Genomic DNA, 16,612 nt, shown 5'->3' with positions numbered 1-16,612 from the left:
TCCAAGCATTGGTGCATCGTTTAGACAGTTTAACCTCTATGCAGCAGCAAGAGCAGAATCGTCTTGCCACGGCTGATCCTATTTTGGTCGAGGCAATTAATGCTCACATTGATTTTCTCAAAGATCAAATTGAGATGACCAAGAAATTGATTCGTCAGCACTTTGATCAACATCCCCATTTGAAATCTCAACGGGATTTGTTGACTTCTATTCCTGGTATTGCGGAACTGACTGCAACTGTATTACTTGCAGAAATTCGTGATATTTCGGCTTTTGATACTGCYGATCAATTAGCTGCTTTTGCTGGTTTAACTCCCCGTGAGTTCTCTTCTGGTTCTTCGATTCATGGCAAACCGCGCTTGTCAAAAATGGGTAATTCGCGTTTGCGTAAAGCTTTGTTTATGCCTGCGATTGTCGCTCGTCGTTATAATTCGCCGATTGCCTCTTTCTGCGCTCGCCTTACGGCTAAGGGTAAGTCCAAAATGTCTGTCATTGGTGCTGTCATGCACAAGCTATTGCGGCAGGTCTTTGGTGTTCTCAAGTCTCAGCGTTCTTTCGATCCTAATTTTGTCCAAATTCCCTCTTGACTTTTTGGTGCTTAAGACAGTATCTACAACCTGCAAACAAATATTTCCCCTTTTCCTCGTTTTATCCCAACATCATCAAGGCAAATTTCGGGTAAAAAAGGATAAATGGAATGTGCTTTTTTAGCAATTTTTGTGGAGAAATTAGCGATCGCGATCTTTCCCATCCTTGCCATATTCGGCTTCCAATCCTTAATCTTGCCTCGTCCACTTCTTAGAAATATTCGGCATTGCCAAATAACCCAGCTTGAAAGCAACCGTTTTGCTGCGCCTTTGCTTTCTTAAATGCTTTCTTAGGGTACTGCCATCATCTACTAACGCTATATAATAGAAGTGAAGAGATAATTAGGAATCTGCTGCGTAATTTTAGCCAAGGCTATTCTTAAGGAGGTGTTAGTTCTCCATGAAAGTACTTGATTTATTTGAAGATCGATATACTGCTGGTTTGCAATTAGCTGATCTGATTGTCAAAGCAAAACCTGCTAATCCGCTTGTTTATGGCATTCCACGAGGGGGAGTAGTCGTCGCCGCACCAATCGCACAGCGGCTGGGATGTCATCTAGATGTGGCGATCGCTAAGAAAATTGTACTTCCCACTAATCCTGAAACGGCTCTAGGTGCAGTGACTACTGACGGATATATGCTGGATATGGGAAAAGAATATTGCACACCTAGCGAATGGTCACATGCAGTGCAGAATGCCCGTGCCAAAGCAGATGGACTGCTTAATGCCTTTAATCCATTCCGTCCACATGTCGAGATTGCCGATACAACCGCGATCCTTGTCGATGATGGTATTGCTACAGGCGCAACGATCGCTGTTATCGCTGCTGCCATGAAAACCATGCCCTACAGAGAAATCTGGCTAGCTGTACCTGTTGCACCTCTGCGAATGCCTAGTGCGATCGTGTCCCATATCGATAAAATCATCCTGCTGGAACGTCCTGAAGTTTTTGTAAGCGTTAGCTACTTCTACAGGCATTTCCCTGAAGTGACGACCGCAGAAGCTTTATCCTATCTCCAATCTGCTAATCTCGAATTATCGGCATCCTAGGCTTCTCTCACTTCTTCTTGCGCCAGTAAATCAATAAATATGAGTGGCGGCGCGAAGCGCCGCCACTCATATTTATTGATTTGTCCTAGCTATCTCTTGCGTTGCTATAACTCTGCAATGCATCTCGTCTTTTGACTTCATGTTCAATAGTTAGCAAATACGAGGTAACTGCTCACCACTAAGCATACTCAAAATCCGATTAACTCCAATCTGACAACGCATAGATACAAGAGATTTACCGCGATCGCCAACCATCCCGATCGCTTGCATCTGCCCCCCAATTTCAGGAAATTTACAAGCAATCGCGATCGCTTTATCGACCTCTGATGCAGGGACAAACGCTACAAATCTACCTTCGTTTGCCACATAGAGCGGATCGAGTCCCAAAATTTCACAGACGGCTCGCACATCTTCGCGTACCCTGATCGCTGATTCTTCTAAGGTGATGTTTACATTGGCTGTACTTGCTAATTCATTCAGTGATGTTACTAAGCCGCCACGGGTTAAATCACGCATGGCATGAATTTCCACATCACCTTCTAGCCAAGCCATCACCAAATCAGCCAAAGCCATGCAATCACTCTGAATCTCTGACTCAAATTCCAACCCTTCTCTCGCTGCCATAATTGCAATCCCATGCCGACCAATATCACCATTTAAAAGAATTACATCTCCCTCTCGAATTGATTGCGGTGCAATCTCCAAATCTGTCGCGATCGCACCAATGCCTGATGTATTAATAAAAATGCCATCACCTTTACCGCGATCAACTACCTTGGTATCCCCTGTAATAATTTGGACACCTGCAACTTCCGCTGCTTGACGCATCGACTGCACCACACGCCACAGCATATCCATTGGCAGCCCTTCTTCCAAAATGAAACCTGCACTCAGATACATGGGTTTTGCCCCCATCATCGCCAAATCATTCACGGTTCCATTCACCGCCAAAGCGCCAATATCCCCCCCTGCAAAAAATAGTGGTTTCACCACGTAGGAATCAGTTGTGAAAGCTAATTTTTGGGATGATGTTTGCTGGGGGAGTAAAAAAGTAGCTGCATCCTGCTGAGCGCGATCGCCCATAGCAAAGGCTGGTGCAAATATCTCAGATATTAATTGGTGGGTTAATCTACCGCCGCCACCATGGGCTAACAAAATCTGTGGATATTGTTGGAGTGCGATCGGGCAGGATATTCTTTCTAGGGACATATTTTTTGCCAAGACAATTAGTAATACAAAAACACAAAATGGCTACGCCATTTTGTGTTTTTAAAACCCTTGCTGGGCTTGGGTTTCAATTCCCAAAAGAGAATGGCGGCGCAAAGCGCCGCCATTCTCTTTTGGGTTTTACAGCGCTTTGCGCTGTAGATATTATATTTAAAGCGTTTTCAATTGAAAGGGAATGTATTTGCCACCTAAACCTTCAACAATCGTGCGCGTATTGGCAATCAACATACCTGCATAGGTTTCAGCATCACTGCCCTTTGCGCCTAGACCATCAGCATAGAGTTCCTGTTCTGCCACCTTGACATTCGCTTCCCTAGCAACGGTGGTAATCAATTTAGGATTGATCGAAACTTCAGCAAAAATAGTCGGCACTTGACTGGATTTGATCACATTCACCAGGTCTTTAACTCTAGTTGGGGTGGGCTGTTCGTCAGTACTAATTCCATTCAAAGCACCTTCAACAGGTATCCCATAGGCTTGAGCGTAGTAACCCAGAGCATCATGGGTAGTGATCAACTTCCGTGAGCCTTCAGGAATTGTAGCAATTTGAGCCTTAATCCAAATATCGATCTGTTCTAGTTCGCTGACAAGTTTGGCAGTGTTTTTAGTATAGATTTCCGCCTGATCGGGACGTAGTGCTATCAGGCTCTTACTGATTGACTGAGCAATCTTGATACCATTTTGAGCATTATTCCAAACATGAGGATCGGCTTCCTTAGCGGCGGCTTTATCTTCTTTCTCATGATCGTGATCATCTCCATGACTATGCCCTTCTGTTGACATGAGAGGGCTAGGTACGGCGACTTCATTGACGGCTATTTTGGGGGCAGTATTAGAACTTGCTTTGATGAGTTTGATCAAGCTTGGCTCAAAGTCATAACCACCATAGATAACTAACTTGGCGGAGTCGATCGCTTTACGATCTTCAGGCTTAGGTTGATAAATATGGGGATCGGTTCCTGCCTCAATTAAACATTTGAGATTAATCGTATCCCCTGCAATTTGCCTTGCCAAACCACAGGCTACGGAGTTAGTTGCTACAACTAGGGGCAGTTCTGCAGTTTTGGCGGCTGGGGATGTAGTGGTTTGAGTTGCAGTAGGGCTACTTACGGGCTTATTAGCATCAGTAGTCATCGAGCAGGAAACAAGACTAGCCGCGATCGATATCAAAGCCGCACTAAAAGCTGAAGAAAGGCTCAAGCTTTTTTTGGTGAATAGCTTTGAGGTCAATTTTGCAGAATTTGGCACAGACATTTTTATGTTTTGTTAAAGAAAATGATAATCATTATCATAACATCTTTTAGGGTAATCAAAAATGAAATAAGTGAAGGTGGCGCATTGCGCCGCTTTTTTTTATGAACTACTAGTTGTGAGATTTAAAGCGATCGCCTCTTTAATTCGCTGAATCACAAAATCTTTCTCTAAATAAGAAAGCAAGCTTCCTGCTTTTGGCCCCCGCTCCTTATTTAGGAAAATGTAATAAACTGCGGCAAATGCACTCTTTTGAGATACTTCAATTTGCTTAGAAGTACTGAATAAAAGCGTTTGTAATTCTTCGCCTTCCCAGTTAACATCACCAGCGAGATTAGTTGCTAATGATTCAAGATAAGTAACTTGTTCGGCGGTGAGTGCTTTTGCTTTTTCAGGCATCGAGTCAAGATAAAGAACTAGTTTCTCTTCTTCATCGGCATAGTCTTGCAGCCATTTTTTGCCAACGCGGATGCGATCGCGGACTACTTCCCAGTCGCGATCGCTGAGTGGGTTCGCGCTTCTGGCGGCAATTTCAACTTCGAGATCGAGATGAGGGATTTGCAGCAGTGAAATCAGAGTGCTGAAATCAAAGGCTTGATAACCTGCAACTTGCTCATCGGTATTCAATTGCGAATAGACTAAAGGAACTAAATCCTCTAAAGCTTTTTCGTCTTTGTCTGTATCAGCCTGATATTTATCAATCAAAGTGTCGTAGTCACGGAATAAACGGGTAATTGTCTCGTAGTTCGGCGAGAAATTGATTACACTACGAGGCTGTGTCCGCAACATCAAGAAGCGTAGTAATTCGGGTGGTAAGAGATCGGCGATTTCCTTAGCGCTGGAACCGACACCTTTAGAAGAACTCATCTTGGTTCCATTCACCAAAATGAATTCGTAGGGAGCATGGGTGGGTGGATTCTTTTTGAGAACCTTGCGACAAATAGAGTTAGCCACATCGCGAGAACCACCTTTTTGGGAATGGTCTTTGCCAGCGAGTTCAATCGATACGCCGACGACTTCCCATTTAGCAACCCATTCTACTTTCCAAGGCAATTTACCATTGCCATCAAAGGGCGATACCCAGCCTGTATGACCGCAACCTTTGACATATTCCATTGCTTTAGGCTGGCAGGTGTAGAACACTTTGCCATCTTGGTAATCAGTGACAACGGTAGTTGCAATTTTGCCGCAGTTTTCGCAGATGGTTTGGAAGGGATACCAATTGGATGGGCGATCGGCTTTGCTGACTTCTTTGTAGGCTTCGCGCACCAGATGAGCGTTGTTCAAAAATAAATCAATATATTGATTCATCTTGCCTGAACGGTAGAGATCGCGTAGGTAATAGATTTCGGGGCGCACACCTAAATGCTCGAATACTTCGAGAAATTCGCCCATGAAGTATTTGGCGTAATCGGTAGCTGCTGACTCGTCAGGTGAAGGAACATTGCAGAGTGGCTGTCCTAGATAGGGCGCAAATTTGGCTTGATCTAAATAGTGGGGTACGGTGTCGAGCGCGTCATAGTCGTCAACGCCGTAGGTAAAAGTCACAGGTTTACCTGCGTGTTTGAGGGCGCGATAAATGGCATCGTGAATCACAACCCCTCGTAATGAGCCGACATGAACGCGCCCAGAGGGGGTTTTGGAATCGTTGACTATAATGCGATCGCCGCTTGCATCTGCTGCAAATTTATCCGCCCAAAACATAGTGGTAATTATCCGAAAGTCTTTCAAGAGTTAAGTTTGGCGTATGAACTTGCTGATCTAGACAATTTCGCGCCTTGTCTAGTCTAACAGGATTAAAAATTTTCTGCCCCCCATTTTTGGTAGTCCTGCAAAGGAAAGGATTTGAATGGGTATGGATAGGCTGCGCTGCGCGAAGCATATCCTCAACTTTTTAGGACTACCAAACAACTTAACTGAGAAACGCACTCTCTAGAATTACGCTTTTTTTAATTATAGAGATTGCTCACTATAGTATGATCCTCTCAGCCCACAGCGAATGATCGCGCCCAATCATAACTATGCGGATAGCCATATTTACCGAGACATTTCTGCCAAAAGTTGATGGCATCGTTACTCGTCTTAAATATACCGTTGAATATCTAGTCAAACTCGGTAATCAAGTATTGGTGTTTTCGCCCGACGGTGGACTTAAAGAATATTGTGGTGCGGAGATTTATGGAGTATCCGCCTTTGACTTCCCACTATATCCAGAACTAAAACTAGCCTTGCCGCGCCCTTCAATTGGTCATGCTCTAGAACATTTCAAACCTGATATTGTGCATATCGTTAATCCTGCAATTTTGGGAATGGCAGGACTGTACTATGCCAAATCGATGAACTATCCACTTATGGCTTCCTATCATACGCATTTACCCCAATATTTACAGCATTACGGTTTGGGCTTTTTAGAGGGTGTGATGTGGGAACTAGTCAAAAATACTCACAATCAAGCAGCTCTTAATCTTTGTACTTCAACAGCGATGATTGAAGAACTGCGATCGCATGGTGTCGAACGCCTCGATCTGTGGCAGCGTGGTGTAGATACGGTGCAGTTTCACCCCAAGTTTAAAAGTGCGGAAATGCGATCGCGCCTTACCCAAGGACATCCTGAAGACACTCTATTTCTTTATGTGGGCAGGCTTTCAGCAGAAAAGGAAATTCTGCAAATTTTGCCAGTACTCAATGCCATCCCCAATAGTCGCCTTGCCTTAGTTGGCAATGGACCCTATCGCCAAGAGTTAGAGAAAATTTTTGCAGGGACAAATACCAATTTTGTGGGTTATTTACATGGTGATGATCTTGCCTCTGCATTTGCTTCTAGCGATGCTTTTTTATTCCCATCGCGGACGGAAACTCTTGGCTTAGTCTTGCTCGAAGCGATGGCAGCAGGTTGTCCTGTGGTTGCGGCAAATTCAGGCGGTATTCCTGATATTGTCACCAACGGGATCAATGGTTATTTGTTCGAGACGAATGACAGCAATGGTTTGACTCTGGCAGCCCAAAATCTTTTGCAAAATCGCAATGAGTATATGTGCATCGAAGCACGTCTAGAAGCTGAAAAATGGGGTTGGGATGCAGCGACGCGACAGTTACAAAACTACTATAAGCAAACGATCGCAGCTTGCAAACCCGTTTTAAGTAATTAATGGCATACTCCCTCAAAAATTATTAATGCGGGCATAGCCCGCATTAATAATTTTTGAGGTTTGTTTTTAAAGAAGTATTGCGATCGCGTCCTAAAGCGGTATTCCTTCGCAGTACAATGGCGATCGCCATCATTATGTCATAAGTATAAATACTCTCTTGATTTCCCTTGAACTCGCTACCGAAATTTACCATCGCCCTTTACTTTCTCTAGTTTTTGAGGCTCAGACGATCCATCGCCAGTACCACCAAACCGATGCCGTCCAGATGTGTACGCTCTCAAACATTAAGTCAGGTCGTTGTCCTGAAGATTGTAAATATTGTCCTCAAAGCGCTCGCTATCCCACAGGAGTAGAGACTTATCCTCTATTGCCATTAGCCGAAGTGATCAGTCAAGCAGAAGAGGCAAAACAGCATGGTGCGACCAGATTTTGTATGGGGGCGGCTTGGCGCAATGCTCCTGAAGGGGAAGAGTTTGAGCGTGTGTTACAAATGGTCGAAGCCGTCGCAGGAATGGGAATGGAAGCCTGTGTAACTATGGGGATGTTGCGCCCAGAACAGGCTCAACGTCTAGCCAAAGCTGGATTAACTGCCTATAACCATAATCTTGATACTTCCGAAAGCTTCTATCCCGAAATTATTACAACTCGAACCTACCGCGATCGCCTCGAAACGATCCAGCATGTTTCAGAAGCAGGAATTCAAGTTTGTTGTGGTGGCATTGTCGGCATGGGTGAGACTGACAGCGATCGCATTGATCTTTTGCATACTCTCGCTAATCTCTCACCTCAACCAGAGTCAGTACCAATTAATGCTCTATCGGCGGTAGAAGGAACTCCCTTTGGCGATCTACCAGCGATCGATCCGCTCGTGCTAGTGCGGATGGTAGCCACCGCCAGAATCCTGATGCCTAAAGCTGTGGTAAGACTTTCCGCAGGACGCGATCGGCTCAGTGTCTCCGATCAAGCGCTCTGTTTCCTTGCAGGAGCAAATTCGATCTTCTCTAGTGAGAAATTACTCACGACAGCAAATCCAGACTGGCAAGATGATGCAGCAATGTTTGAGAGACTAGGTATCATGCCAAAAGAGTTAGTATAATTCTTTAAAGCTTGAAATTTTCATGATGAGGTGATTGGTGATTGGCTTACAAGACCGATTACCAATCACCAATTATACTGACAATATCTAGCAGCAAAGGTAAAGCTATGATCCACACTTTAGCTAAAGCAGAAAATCAATATCTCATTAAACGGGCTGTCACTTGGAAGCAGTTTAAAACCTTGCAATCCGCCTTTGATGAAATTGGTGGTGTGCGGATGGTTTATTGTGAGAGAGAACTAGAAATAATGGGTATTGGGCGGCTACATGAAATGATCTGTGCTTTGCTTGGATTGCTGCTAGGTCGGTACTTTATGCTAAAACGCATAAGGTTTGTGGCGACAGGAGCCTATACCCAAGAGTTGCAAGATGCTACAGAGTTTCAAGCCGATCTTTCTTACAATTTTGATATCGAAAAAGATATTTCCGATCTATGTATCGAGATTGTCGTCACAAGCGGTAGCACGAAAAAGTTGAGAAAATATCAATTGCTAGGAGTACCAGAAGTTTGGTTCTGGCAGAATGGCAAGATTAGCATTTATCGCTCAGAGAATAGCGGATATGTGGAAGTTAAAACTAGTGTCTGGTTACCTGATTTAGATATTGAACATTTAGAACAATGTTTGTTGATGGATTCGCAATTAGATGCTATGACCGCTTTTGAAGAAAAATATACTTAATACCAAACCACAAAATGGCGTAGCCATTTTGTGGTTTTAAAACCCTGACTGGATTTATAGCAAAGCAAGTTTTGCTTAGGACATAAAACCCAAGAATTGAGTGGCGGCGCTTCGCGCCGCCACTCAATTCTTGGGTTTTGGTTTGTACTAGTGGTCTCCAAATCCTCTTTCAAGACAAATTTGCATAATAAAAAATACTCCCTTTGGGAGCATTTTTTATTATGCAAATTCTGGTCTCCCCTGTGACATGAAATGCTTTTGTGAACTCATTTCAGGTTCTCCGTCATTAGGGACTCGCTGGATATAAGTTCCATCTGCCTTGAGATCCCAAGCTTGGCGATTGTCAGCAAGGATGATTTCGAGAATCTGCTTGAGTTCTTTAACTAGAGAGCCTTCCACAATAGGGGTAATCACCTCAACACGCGCATCAAGATTTCGTGGCATCCAGTCAGCACTGCCGATGTAGACCTCTTCTTCTCCTCCATTACTGAAGTAGAAGATGCGTGAATGTTCGAGAAAGCGCCCAATGACACTAATTACCCTGATGCGATCGCTTAAGCCCTTGACCTTGGGACGAATACAACAGATTCCCCGAATGATTAGATCAATATTCACCCCAACTTGTGAAGCCTCATATAAAGCTGAGATAATCTCAGGATCTACTAGTGAGTTCATCTTGGCAATGATATAGGAAGGATAGCCTTGCTTTTGATGTTCAATTTCGCGTTGAATTAACTTCAAAAACTTCTCTCGCATATTTACAGGAGCAACTAGCAATTTTCGATAATCACGCTGACGGGAATAACCCGTGAGATAGTTAAACAAATCCGTCAAATCTGCTCCCAAATCATCATTACAGCTAAAAATACCTAGATCACTGTAAAATCTCGCTGTTTTCGGGTTGTAATTGCCAGTACCGATATGGACATAACGCACTAGGCGATCGCCTTCTTGCCGCACCACTAGAGCCGTCTTAGTATGGGTTTTGAGGTTCTTTAACCCATAGACCACATGCACACCAGAATTCTCTAACTTCTTTGCCCAGAGAATGTTATTTGCCTCATCAAATCTTGCCTTTAGCTCAACCAATACTGCTACCTGCTTGCCATTCTCCGACGCTCTTACTAGCGCATGGACAATTGGCGAATCTCCAGAGGTTCGATATAGAGTCTGCTTAATTGCTAGAACGTCAGGATCATTCGCCGCCTCTTCGATAAATCGCTGTACTGTGGTTGTAAAGGACTGATAGGGATGATGAACCAGAAAATCACCCTCTTGAATAATTTCAAAAAAACTTTTCCCCTGCTCATATCCATCTTTCAATCGTGGGTGGGTGACCGATTTCCAAGGCTTATCTTGATGTTCTGGCATGGGCAGAAAAGCGAGCGACATCAGACCACCCAAACCAATTAGTCCAGGGATATCATATACATCAGCTTCCCTAATCCCCAATTGCTCAATTAACTCTTTACGAATTTCTGGCGGGATATCACGAGCAATTTCCATTCGCACGACTGGACCAAACTTCTGCTTGCGTAACTCTTCTTGTAAAGCCGAAATCAAGTCATCAGCTTCTTCTTCTTCGATGTCCAGTTCGGCATCACGGGTAATCCGAAATGGATAATAACTGAGAATCTCCATTCCCGGAAATAACGCATCAAGGTTATGGGCAATTACCTGTTCCAAAGGTACAAAGGTATGATCATCGGTCTCAGGGATTTTGACAAACCTTGGCAATACATTGGGTACTTTCACCCGCGCAAAGTTCTTTTCCTTCGTTTCGCGATCGCTTACAATCACGACTAAATTTAAACTCAGGTTAGAGATGTAAGGGAATGGATGGGCAGGATCGACGGCTAAAGGTGTGAGTACGGGAAATAACTTCTCTTGAAAATAGGTTTTGAGATAGCGCTGATGTTTCTTATCGATATCTTTGTAGTCTAAGAGTTTTACTCCATGACTGTGTAACTCTGGACGCAGGGTATTCTCAAAAAACTCATGTTGCATCGTGATCAATGGCACAAGCGCTTCCCGAATTACTTGCAACTGCTGTTCTGGACTCAGCCCATCATCGGAAATAATGTCCATCTGCTCCGCAAACTTTTTCTTCACCCTTGCAACTCTAACCATGAAAAACTCATCAAGGTTGGTACTAAAGATTGCGAAAAATTTAGCTCGTTCTAGTAGGGGTGTCCGCGAGTCAATGCCTTCACTTAGAACCCTTTTATTAAAGGCAACCCAGCTTAGTTCACGATTAAAAAAATACATGGAGCGATCGACGGGCTTTGCATCTCGCTTACCAATTGTCTCTGGATTCTCTGGCAAAGATTCTGAGATTTCTACCGATGCCATAGTCGTTTCGATTATGTCAACTTCTTCTGGAGAACTATCTACATCTTTCTTAACTAAATCTTTTTTTGTTCTGGTCATAGGAGCAAATCTATCATCTTGCGTAAAATCAGTTATCTACTAGATTACCGAAGTATAGGTCATTGCTATGTGAGCTTAAACACTTCTCCAAAATAACCCCAAATAAATAATCAAGGGTGATGCAAAGCATCACCCTTGATTATTTACGGATTCTCCAAGATATAGCAACACAAGAGATAGCTAGTACAAATCAAAAACCAAAAGATGAGTGGCAACGCTACGCGCCGCCACTCATCTTTTGGTTTTTATGTCCTAAGCAAAACTTACATTAATCATCAAAAAAAGAAGGTTCGCTTAGCGAACCTTCTTTAGTCTATTTACTTAAACTTGGTGAAGTCTGAGATTGTAGACTTGCCAGACGTTTATTATCGTGTTTATTAGCTAGTGCTGGAACCGCCTCTCGTAGAGTCGTTGCCAGTTGCGTCGTGGTCGAATCATAGATTTGAGTCACGATTTTAGGATAGAAACCGATACCAATAATTGGAACCAATAGACAAGCAATGATGAACACCTCACGAGGTTCAGCATCAACGAGATCTTGATGAGAAGTGAGTGCTTTATTTTCTTGACCATAGAAAATTTCGCGCAACATTGAAAGCAGATATACAGGCGTTAAGATCACACCCACTGCCATCAACAAGAGGGCAATCACTTTAAATGTGCCGCTATAAGCATCACTGGTGGCAAAACCGACAAAAATCATCACCTCGGCAACAAAACCACTCATCCCCGGTAAAGCCAAAGACGCAAGGGAGCAAGTGGTAAACATCGCAAAGATTTTTGGCATCTGCTGACCGACTCCACCCATCTCATCAAGGATCAAGGTATGCGTGCGATCGTAGGTTGCACCAACGAGGAAGAATAAGCTCGCGCCAATCAGTCCGTGGGAGATCATTTGCAACATTGCGCCACTCGTACCGAGATCGGTAAATGAAGCTAAACCGATCAGCACAAACCCCATATGCGAGATTGATGAATAGGCAATTTTGCGTTTGAGGCTGCGCTGAGCAAAAGACGTAAGCGCTGCGTAAATAATATTCACGATCCCTAAAATTACTAAGATCGGCGCAAAGTAAGCATGGGCTTCAGGTAACATGCCTGCATTCATTCGCATTAGCGCATAGCCACCCATTTTTAGCAAAATACCTGCAAGGAGCATATGCACGGGTGCGGTAGCTTCACCGTGGGCATCGGGTAGCCATGTATGCAAAGGAAAAATCGGTAACTTGACTCCGTAGGAAATCAAGAATGCACCGTAGGCTAGCAATTGGAAGGTGAGAGGATAGTTCTTATTAGCAAGAGCCGCCATATCAAAGGTGACTGTATCGCCATAGAATGCCATGGCAAGCCCAGCGACAAGGATAAAGAGTGAGCCGATCGCTGTGTAAAGAATAAACTTGGTGGCAGCATATAGTCGCTTATAGCCTCCCCAGATTGACAGTAATAGGTACACAGGAATTAGCTCTAGTTCCCATGTTAGGAAAAACAGCAGCATATCCTGTACAGCGAATACGGCAATCTGTGCGCCATACATTGAGAGCAATAAAAAATAAAATAAGCGTGGCTTCAGAGTGACGGGCCAAGCTGCCAAGGTTGCTAATGTGGTGATAAATCCAGTCAGCAAGACCAAAGGCATCGAAAGTCCATCAACGCCCACTGACCAATTTAGCCCCAGTTGCGGAACCCACGAATAACTCTCAACGAGTTGGAGGTTGGGGTTGCTGTAGTCATACTTTGTGCAGAAAGCATAGGCGATCGCCGCAAAGTCAATCAGTCCGACTACGAGCGCAAACCAACGAATGGTTTTGCCGTCACCTTTGTCTGGGACAAAGGCAACCACGAGGGACATAACTATGGGAAAGGCAATGATAAACGTGAGCCAAGGGAAGTTTTCGAGACTTAACATATTCAAAAGTAACCGTTGTAATTACCCACCCATTTTCTAGACAGTCATTTTACCTATGGTCACTTACCGACTCTGTAGTTGTTTATAGTTACTTAAACCTAGGCGATCACCATAAATTTAAGATTTCAGGCTGGGATCGTTATAGTGTAAGACTTCAAGAAATTTTTGTTGGTTTAAAATCTAGGTAAGAATTTGTGAAGGAAAGTTAACAAATAGAAACAATTATTTACATATACTTTATTTGCAAGCCCTAAGGTTTTGGGTTTCCAATTTTCTGCTAATCTCGAAAGTGAATAAATTATTTTTTTAATAGAGAGATTTTAGGCATGAAAGCACTTATACGCTTTTCTGTTTTATTAGTGGCGATCGCGTCAATTTGGACAACTGGCTTTTTAGGTTCTTTTGGCAGTAACTCTGCATTTGCCGAAGAATTACCTGCTACCAATTTTTACACACAAGATCTTAGCAAAATCGACCTGAACAACGCTAATATCAACACTTTCCGTCAAGTACGTGGTATGTATCCAACCTTAGGTCGAATCATCATTGAAAATGCGCCTTACAAATCGCTAAATGAGGTGCTAGAAATTGATGGTTTAAATGAATCACAAAAAGAACTGATCAAAGCAAATGCTGACAAGTTCACCCTTAAAAAGCCTGATGAGTCTATGGGGCGTGAGCGGATTAACAACGCTAACTACAGATTGTAAGTAAAGAGGCGCTTTGCGCCACAAATCAAAAAAAAGCAGCACTTAGTGCTGCTTTTTTTATTGTTGAAAATGTTGAAAATCATCGCGATCGCTATTGCACGGTATGTTGCTAAAATGTTACACATCGCAATAAAAAAATAAATTCAACCCAATTTTAGAAAAGTAGGTATAAATACATGGCTCTTTTCGGCTTATTTGGCAAGAAAGATAAAAAAGAGGATTCTGAAAGCACAGAATCGGCTTATTTTCTTGATGAAGATTCCGCCAAAACCTTTGGTAACATTGATTACATGCGGACACCTAAGGCTGTCAGAAAGACATTCCCAACTGTTAACGGTGTCAAAGGCGCTGAAATCACAGAAATCATATCAGCAACTGATAAAACTGAAGGCTCTGAAATTAATGTTTCTAACAGCAATGTTTCTGAATCAACTCCGCAATCTACATTTGAGCCAAAGATCAACACTCGCGTAGATTCGAGTATGGATATCTTTCTCAATATGGCAAAAGATATCAAAAAGAAATAAATCCATAAAAAAGAAGCAACGCATTGCGTTGCTTCTTTTTTATGGATTTCGGAAAACCGTCTAGATCTGATTTAGTACTAATAACCTATACACCGTAAACTATCCTAGTAAGTTGACCACATATTCAATAATTTTTAGAAGATGACGAAGCTCTCTAAAAAATCATTGAATATAGATTCAATCATGGCGTAAGGGTATTAGTATGGTGTTTAACTGGTTTCGGCGTAAGTTTGATGATGACAAAGATGCGAATAACCAATCTGTAGAGTCACCCCAAACTGAAGAAAAAACACCTGAATCTACACCTGTTGAAGATACTAGCCCGATCGCATCGCCAGCATCACAAGATTTATTAAATTGGGCAAAGGCTGCCTATGCCAATGTGCAGCAACAAGCCGAATCCTCTGAGCCAGAAATTACTGAGCCAGAAATTACTGAGCCTGAAGCTAAGGTTAGTGATTCAGAAATTACTGAACCAGAAACTACAGAGCCTGAAGTTAGAGTTAATGAGTCAGAAATTACTGAGCTTGAAGCTAAGGTTACTGAACCAGAAATTGCCGAGCCTGAAGTTCAGGTTGTTGAACCTACATTAGAAATTGTTGAATCGCAGCCCGAAATTGCTGAACCTATCGAGCCGATCGCATCTGAATCATCATTAGAATTACTAAACGCATCAACTACATTTGTCGAAACAGCGATCGCTGAACCCGTTATCTTAGAGGAAATTACTTCTGAGACTGAACCTGAGACTGTCCCTTTTTGGATGCAGTCCGAAAGCGATCGCCAAGCCCGTATTGCCGCTCTCGAAGCCACGGCGATCGTTGAGCCAGAGCCAGAAGTTAAACCTGTTGTTACTTCTAGACGCAAAGCCACCATCAAGTTTGATGATGATTTCATCTGGTCAGCCGAAGTCCTCGCCTCCCAAGGTCGTCGCCCCGAAGAAATTTCTGTTGAAGAGATCACATGGCTGAATCGGTTACGACAAGGCTTAGATAAAACTCGATTATCGTTGGTTAATCAACTAAAGGCGATCGTCGGACAAGGTCCTCTCAGTGCCGATTCTGTTGATGATATTGAGGCTTTGCTCTTACAAGCCGATGTTGGCGTTAAGGCAACCGATCAAATTATTGCCAAGCTCCAAGACAAACTCCGCAAAGAAGTTTTGCCACCAGAAGAAGCGATCGCCTATCTCAAGCAAATTTTGCGCGAGATGCTTGATGTATCAGCACAGAAAGGCGGCGAACCGATCCCTATGTTGATTCCCGAAAAGAATCAACTAAATATTTGGTTGATCACTGGCGTAAATGGTGCTGGTAAGACGACGACGATCGGTAAACTGTCGCATCTCAGTGTGAAATCTGGTTATAAAACCCTGATTGCTGCTGCCGATACTTTCCGCGCTGCTGCGGTTGAGCAGGTCAAGAGTTGGGGACAAAGATCGAATGTAGATGTAATTTGCAACCCAGCCCAAAATGCCGATCCCGCTGCCGTTGTCTTTGATGCGATTAGCGCGGCTCAAGCCAGAGGCACTGAGTTATTGCTGGTCGATACTGCTGGCCGACTGCAAAACAAGAAAAATCTGATGGAAGAACTCAGCAAAATTCGCCGCATCGTCGATAAAAAATCCGCCAATGCCAAAATCGAATCTTTGCTAGTGCTAGATTCTACCCTTGGACAAAATGGACTTAAACAAGCCGAAGTTTTTGCTCAGTCCGCAGGGATCACAGGTGTGATCCTCACCAAGCTTGATGGCACGGCAAAGGGTGGTGTGGCGATCGCTGTAGTGCAACAACTTGGTTTACCGATTAGATTTATTGGTGCTGGTGAAGGAATTGAAGATTTACGCCCTTTTTCAAGCTATGAATTTGTCGAAGCATTATTGAGTAACTAGTTTTGGCGGTGCTTCGCGCCGCCAAAATACTTTTAGAAAATTCCTGAAATCGTTTGTTAATTTCTGTCCAACTAAGGCTACACTGTTTGACTAAATTAGCTTTCATT

Annotated in this window: 14 protein-coding genes; 9 read left to right on the top strand and 5 right to left on the bottom strand. The window is 43.3% G+C overall.

Translation table 11 applies throughout. From position 1 onward, the window contains the following. From B9G53_RS20325 to B9G53_RS20320, 3 genes are all read left to right on the top strand, one after another. Positions 1 to 587: transposase (locus B9G53_RS20325; RefSeq protein WP_217901637.1), on the top strand; the 587-nt coding region annotated here is incomplete at its 5' end. A 105-nt stretch (positions 588 to 692) separates the two neighbouring features. Next, complete coding sequence (locus B9G53_RS27565) at positions 693 to 869, top strand: hypothetical protein (protein WP_176453289.1); 177 nt, start codon at positions 693 to 695, stop codon at positions 867 to 869. A 118-nt stretch (positions 870 to 987) separates the two neighbouring features. Continuing rightward, entirely contained in the window at positions 988 to 1,638 is a 651-nt protein-coding gene (locus B9G53_RS20320) for a phosphoribosyltransferase (RefSeq protein WP_094535290.1), read from the top strand. 150 nt (positions 1,639 to 1,788) lie between these two features. On the opposite strand, the gene hypE is transcribed toward B9G53_RS20320, so the two are convergent. The 3 genes from hypE to lysS all read right to left on the bottom strand — a co-directional run bounded on the left by hypE (position 1,789) and on the right by lysS (position 5,820). After that, positions 1,789 to 2,847 carry a hydrogenase expression/formation protein HypE gene (gene hypE / locus B9G53_RS20315; protein ID WP_094535289.1) on the bottom strand — a complete coding sequence of 353 codons (1,059 nt, stop codon included), beginning with the start codon at positions 2,845 to 2,847 and terminating at the stop codon, positions 1,789 to 1,791. 168 nt (positions 2,848 to 3,015) lie between these two features. Continuing rightward, positions 3,016 to 4,113, bottom strand: a complete 1,098-nt coding sequence (locus B9G53_RS20310; protein ID WP_369683010.1) for a metal ABC transporter solute-binding protein, Zn/Mn family — start codon at positions 4,111 to 4,113, stop codon at positions 3,016 to 3,018. 105 nt (positions 4,114 to 4,218) lie between these two features. Then, complete coding sequence (lysS, locus tag B9G53_RS20305; protein ID WP_094535287.1) at positions 4,219 to 5,820, bottom strand: lysine--tRNA ligase; 1,602 nt, start codon at positions 5,818 to 5,820, stop codon at positions 4,219 to 4,221. A 317-nt stretch (positions 5,821 to 6,137) separates the two neighbouring features. Here lysS and B9G53_RS20300 point away from each other — a divergent pair, with 317 nt between their 5' ends. The 3 genes from B9G53_RS20300 to B9G53_RS20290 all read left to right on the top strand — a co-directional run bounded on the left by B9G53_RS20300 (position 6,138) and on the right by B9G53_RS20290 (position 9,041). Beyond that, entirely contained in the window at positions 6,138 to 7,265 is a 1,128-nt protein-coding gene (locus B9G53_RS20300) for a glycosyltransferase family 1 protein (RefSeq protein WP_094535286.1), read from the top strand. 157 nt (positions 7,266 to 7,422) lie between these two features. Beyond that, positions 7,423 to 8,361: a biotin synthase BioB gene (bioB, locus tag B9G53_RS20295; protein WP_094535285.1), complete on the top strand. Its 939-nt coding sequence runs from the start codon at positions 7,423 to 7,425 to the stop codon at positions 8,359 to 8,361. A gap of 107 nt (positions 8,362 to 8,468) precedes the next feature. Next, positions 8,469 to 9,041: a Uma2 family endonuclease gene (locus B9G53_RS20290; protein WP_094535284.1), complete on the top strand. Its 573-nt coding sequence runs from the start codon at positions 8,469 to 8,471 to the stop codon at positions 9,039 to 9,041. A gap of 219 nt (positions 9,042 to 9,260) precedes the next feature. On the opposite strand, the gene ppk1 is transcribed toward B9G53_RS20290, so the two are convergent. Next, positions 9,261 to 11,471 (bottom strand): polyphosphate kinase 1, encoded by a 2,211-nt coding sequence (gene ppk1 / locus B9G53_RS20285; protein WP_094535283.1) that lies wholly within the window; start codon positions 11,469 to 11,471, stop codon positions 9,261 to 9,263. A gap of 313 nt (positions 11,472 to 11,784) precedes the next feature. Next, a complete protein-coding gene (locus tag B9G53_RS20280; protein WP_094535282.1) occupies positions 11,785 to 13,377 on the bottom strand; it encodes an NAD(P)H-quinone oxidoreductase subunit 4 in 1,593 nt (530 codons plus the stop codon). Positions 13,378 to 13,703: 326 nt separating this feature from the next. Here B9G53_RS20280 and psbU point away from each other — a divergent pair, with 326 nt between their 5' ends. The 3 genes from psbU to ftsY all read left to right on the top strand — a co-directional run bounded on the left by psbU (position 13,704) and on the right by ftsY (position 16,505). Continuing rightward, positions 13,704 to 14,087, top strand: a complete 384-nt coding sequence (gene psbU / locus B9G53_RS20275) for a photosystem II complex extrinsic protein PsbU (protein WP_094535281.1) — start codon at positions 13,704 to 13,706, stop codon at positions 14,085 to 14,087. A gap of 176 nt (positions 14,088 to 14,263) precedes the next feature. Continuing rightward, the gene (locus B9G53_RS20270) at positions 14,264 to 14,614 is read left to right on the top strand and encodes a hypothetical protein (protein WP_094535280.1); all 351 of its coding nucleotides are present in this window, start codon (positions 14,264 to 14,266) and stop codon (positions 14,612 to 14,614) included. Between the two features lie 202 nt (positions 14,615 to 14,816). Next, positions 14,817 to 16,505, top strand: a complete 1,689-nt coding sequence (ftsY, locus tag B9G53_RS20265) for a signal recognition particle-docking protein FtsY (protein WP_094535279.1) — start codon at positions 14,817 to 14,819, stop codon at positions 16,503 to 16,505. Positions 16,506 to 16,612: the final 107 nt, after the last annotated feature.

Source organism: Pseudanabaena sp. SR411 (genome assembly GCF_002251945.1).
In the GTDB taxonomy this organism is placed as follows: Bacteria; Cyanobacteriota; Cyanobacteriia; order Pseudanabaenales; family Pseudanabaenaceae; genus Pseudanabaena.
This window is presented reverse-complemented; position numbering and strand designations above follow the sequence as displayed.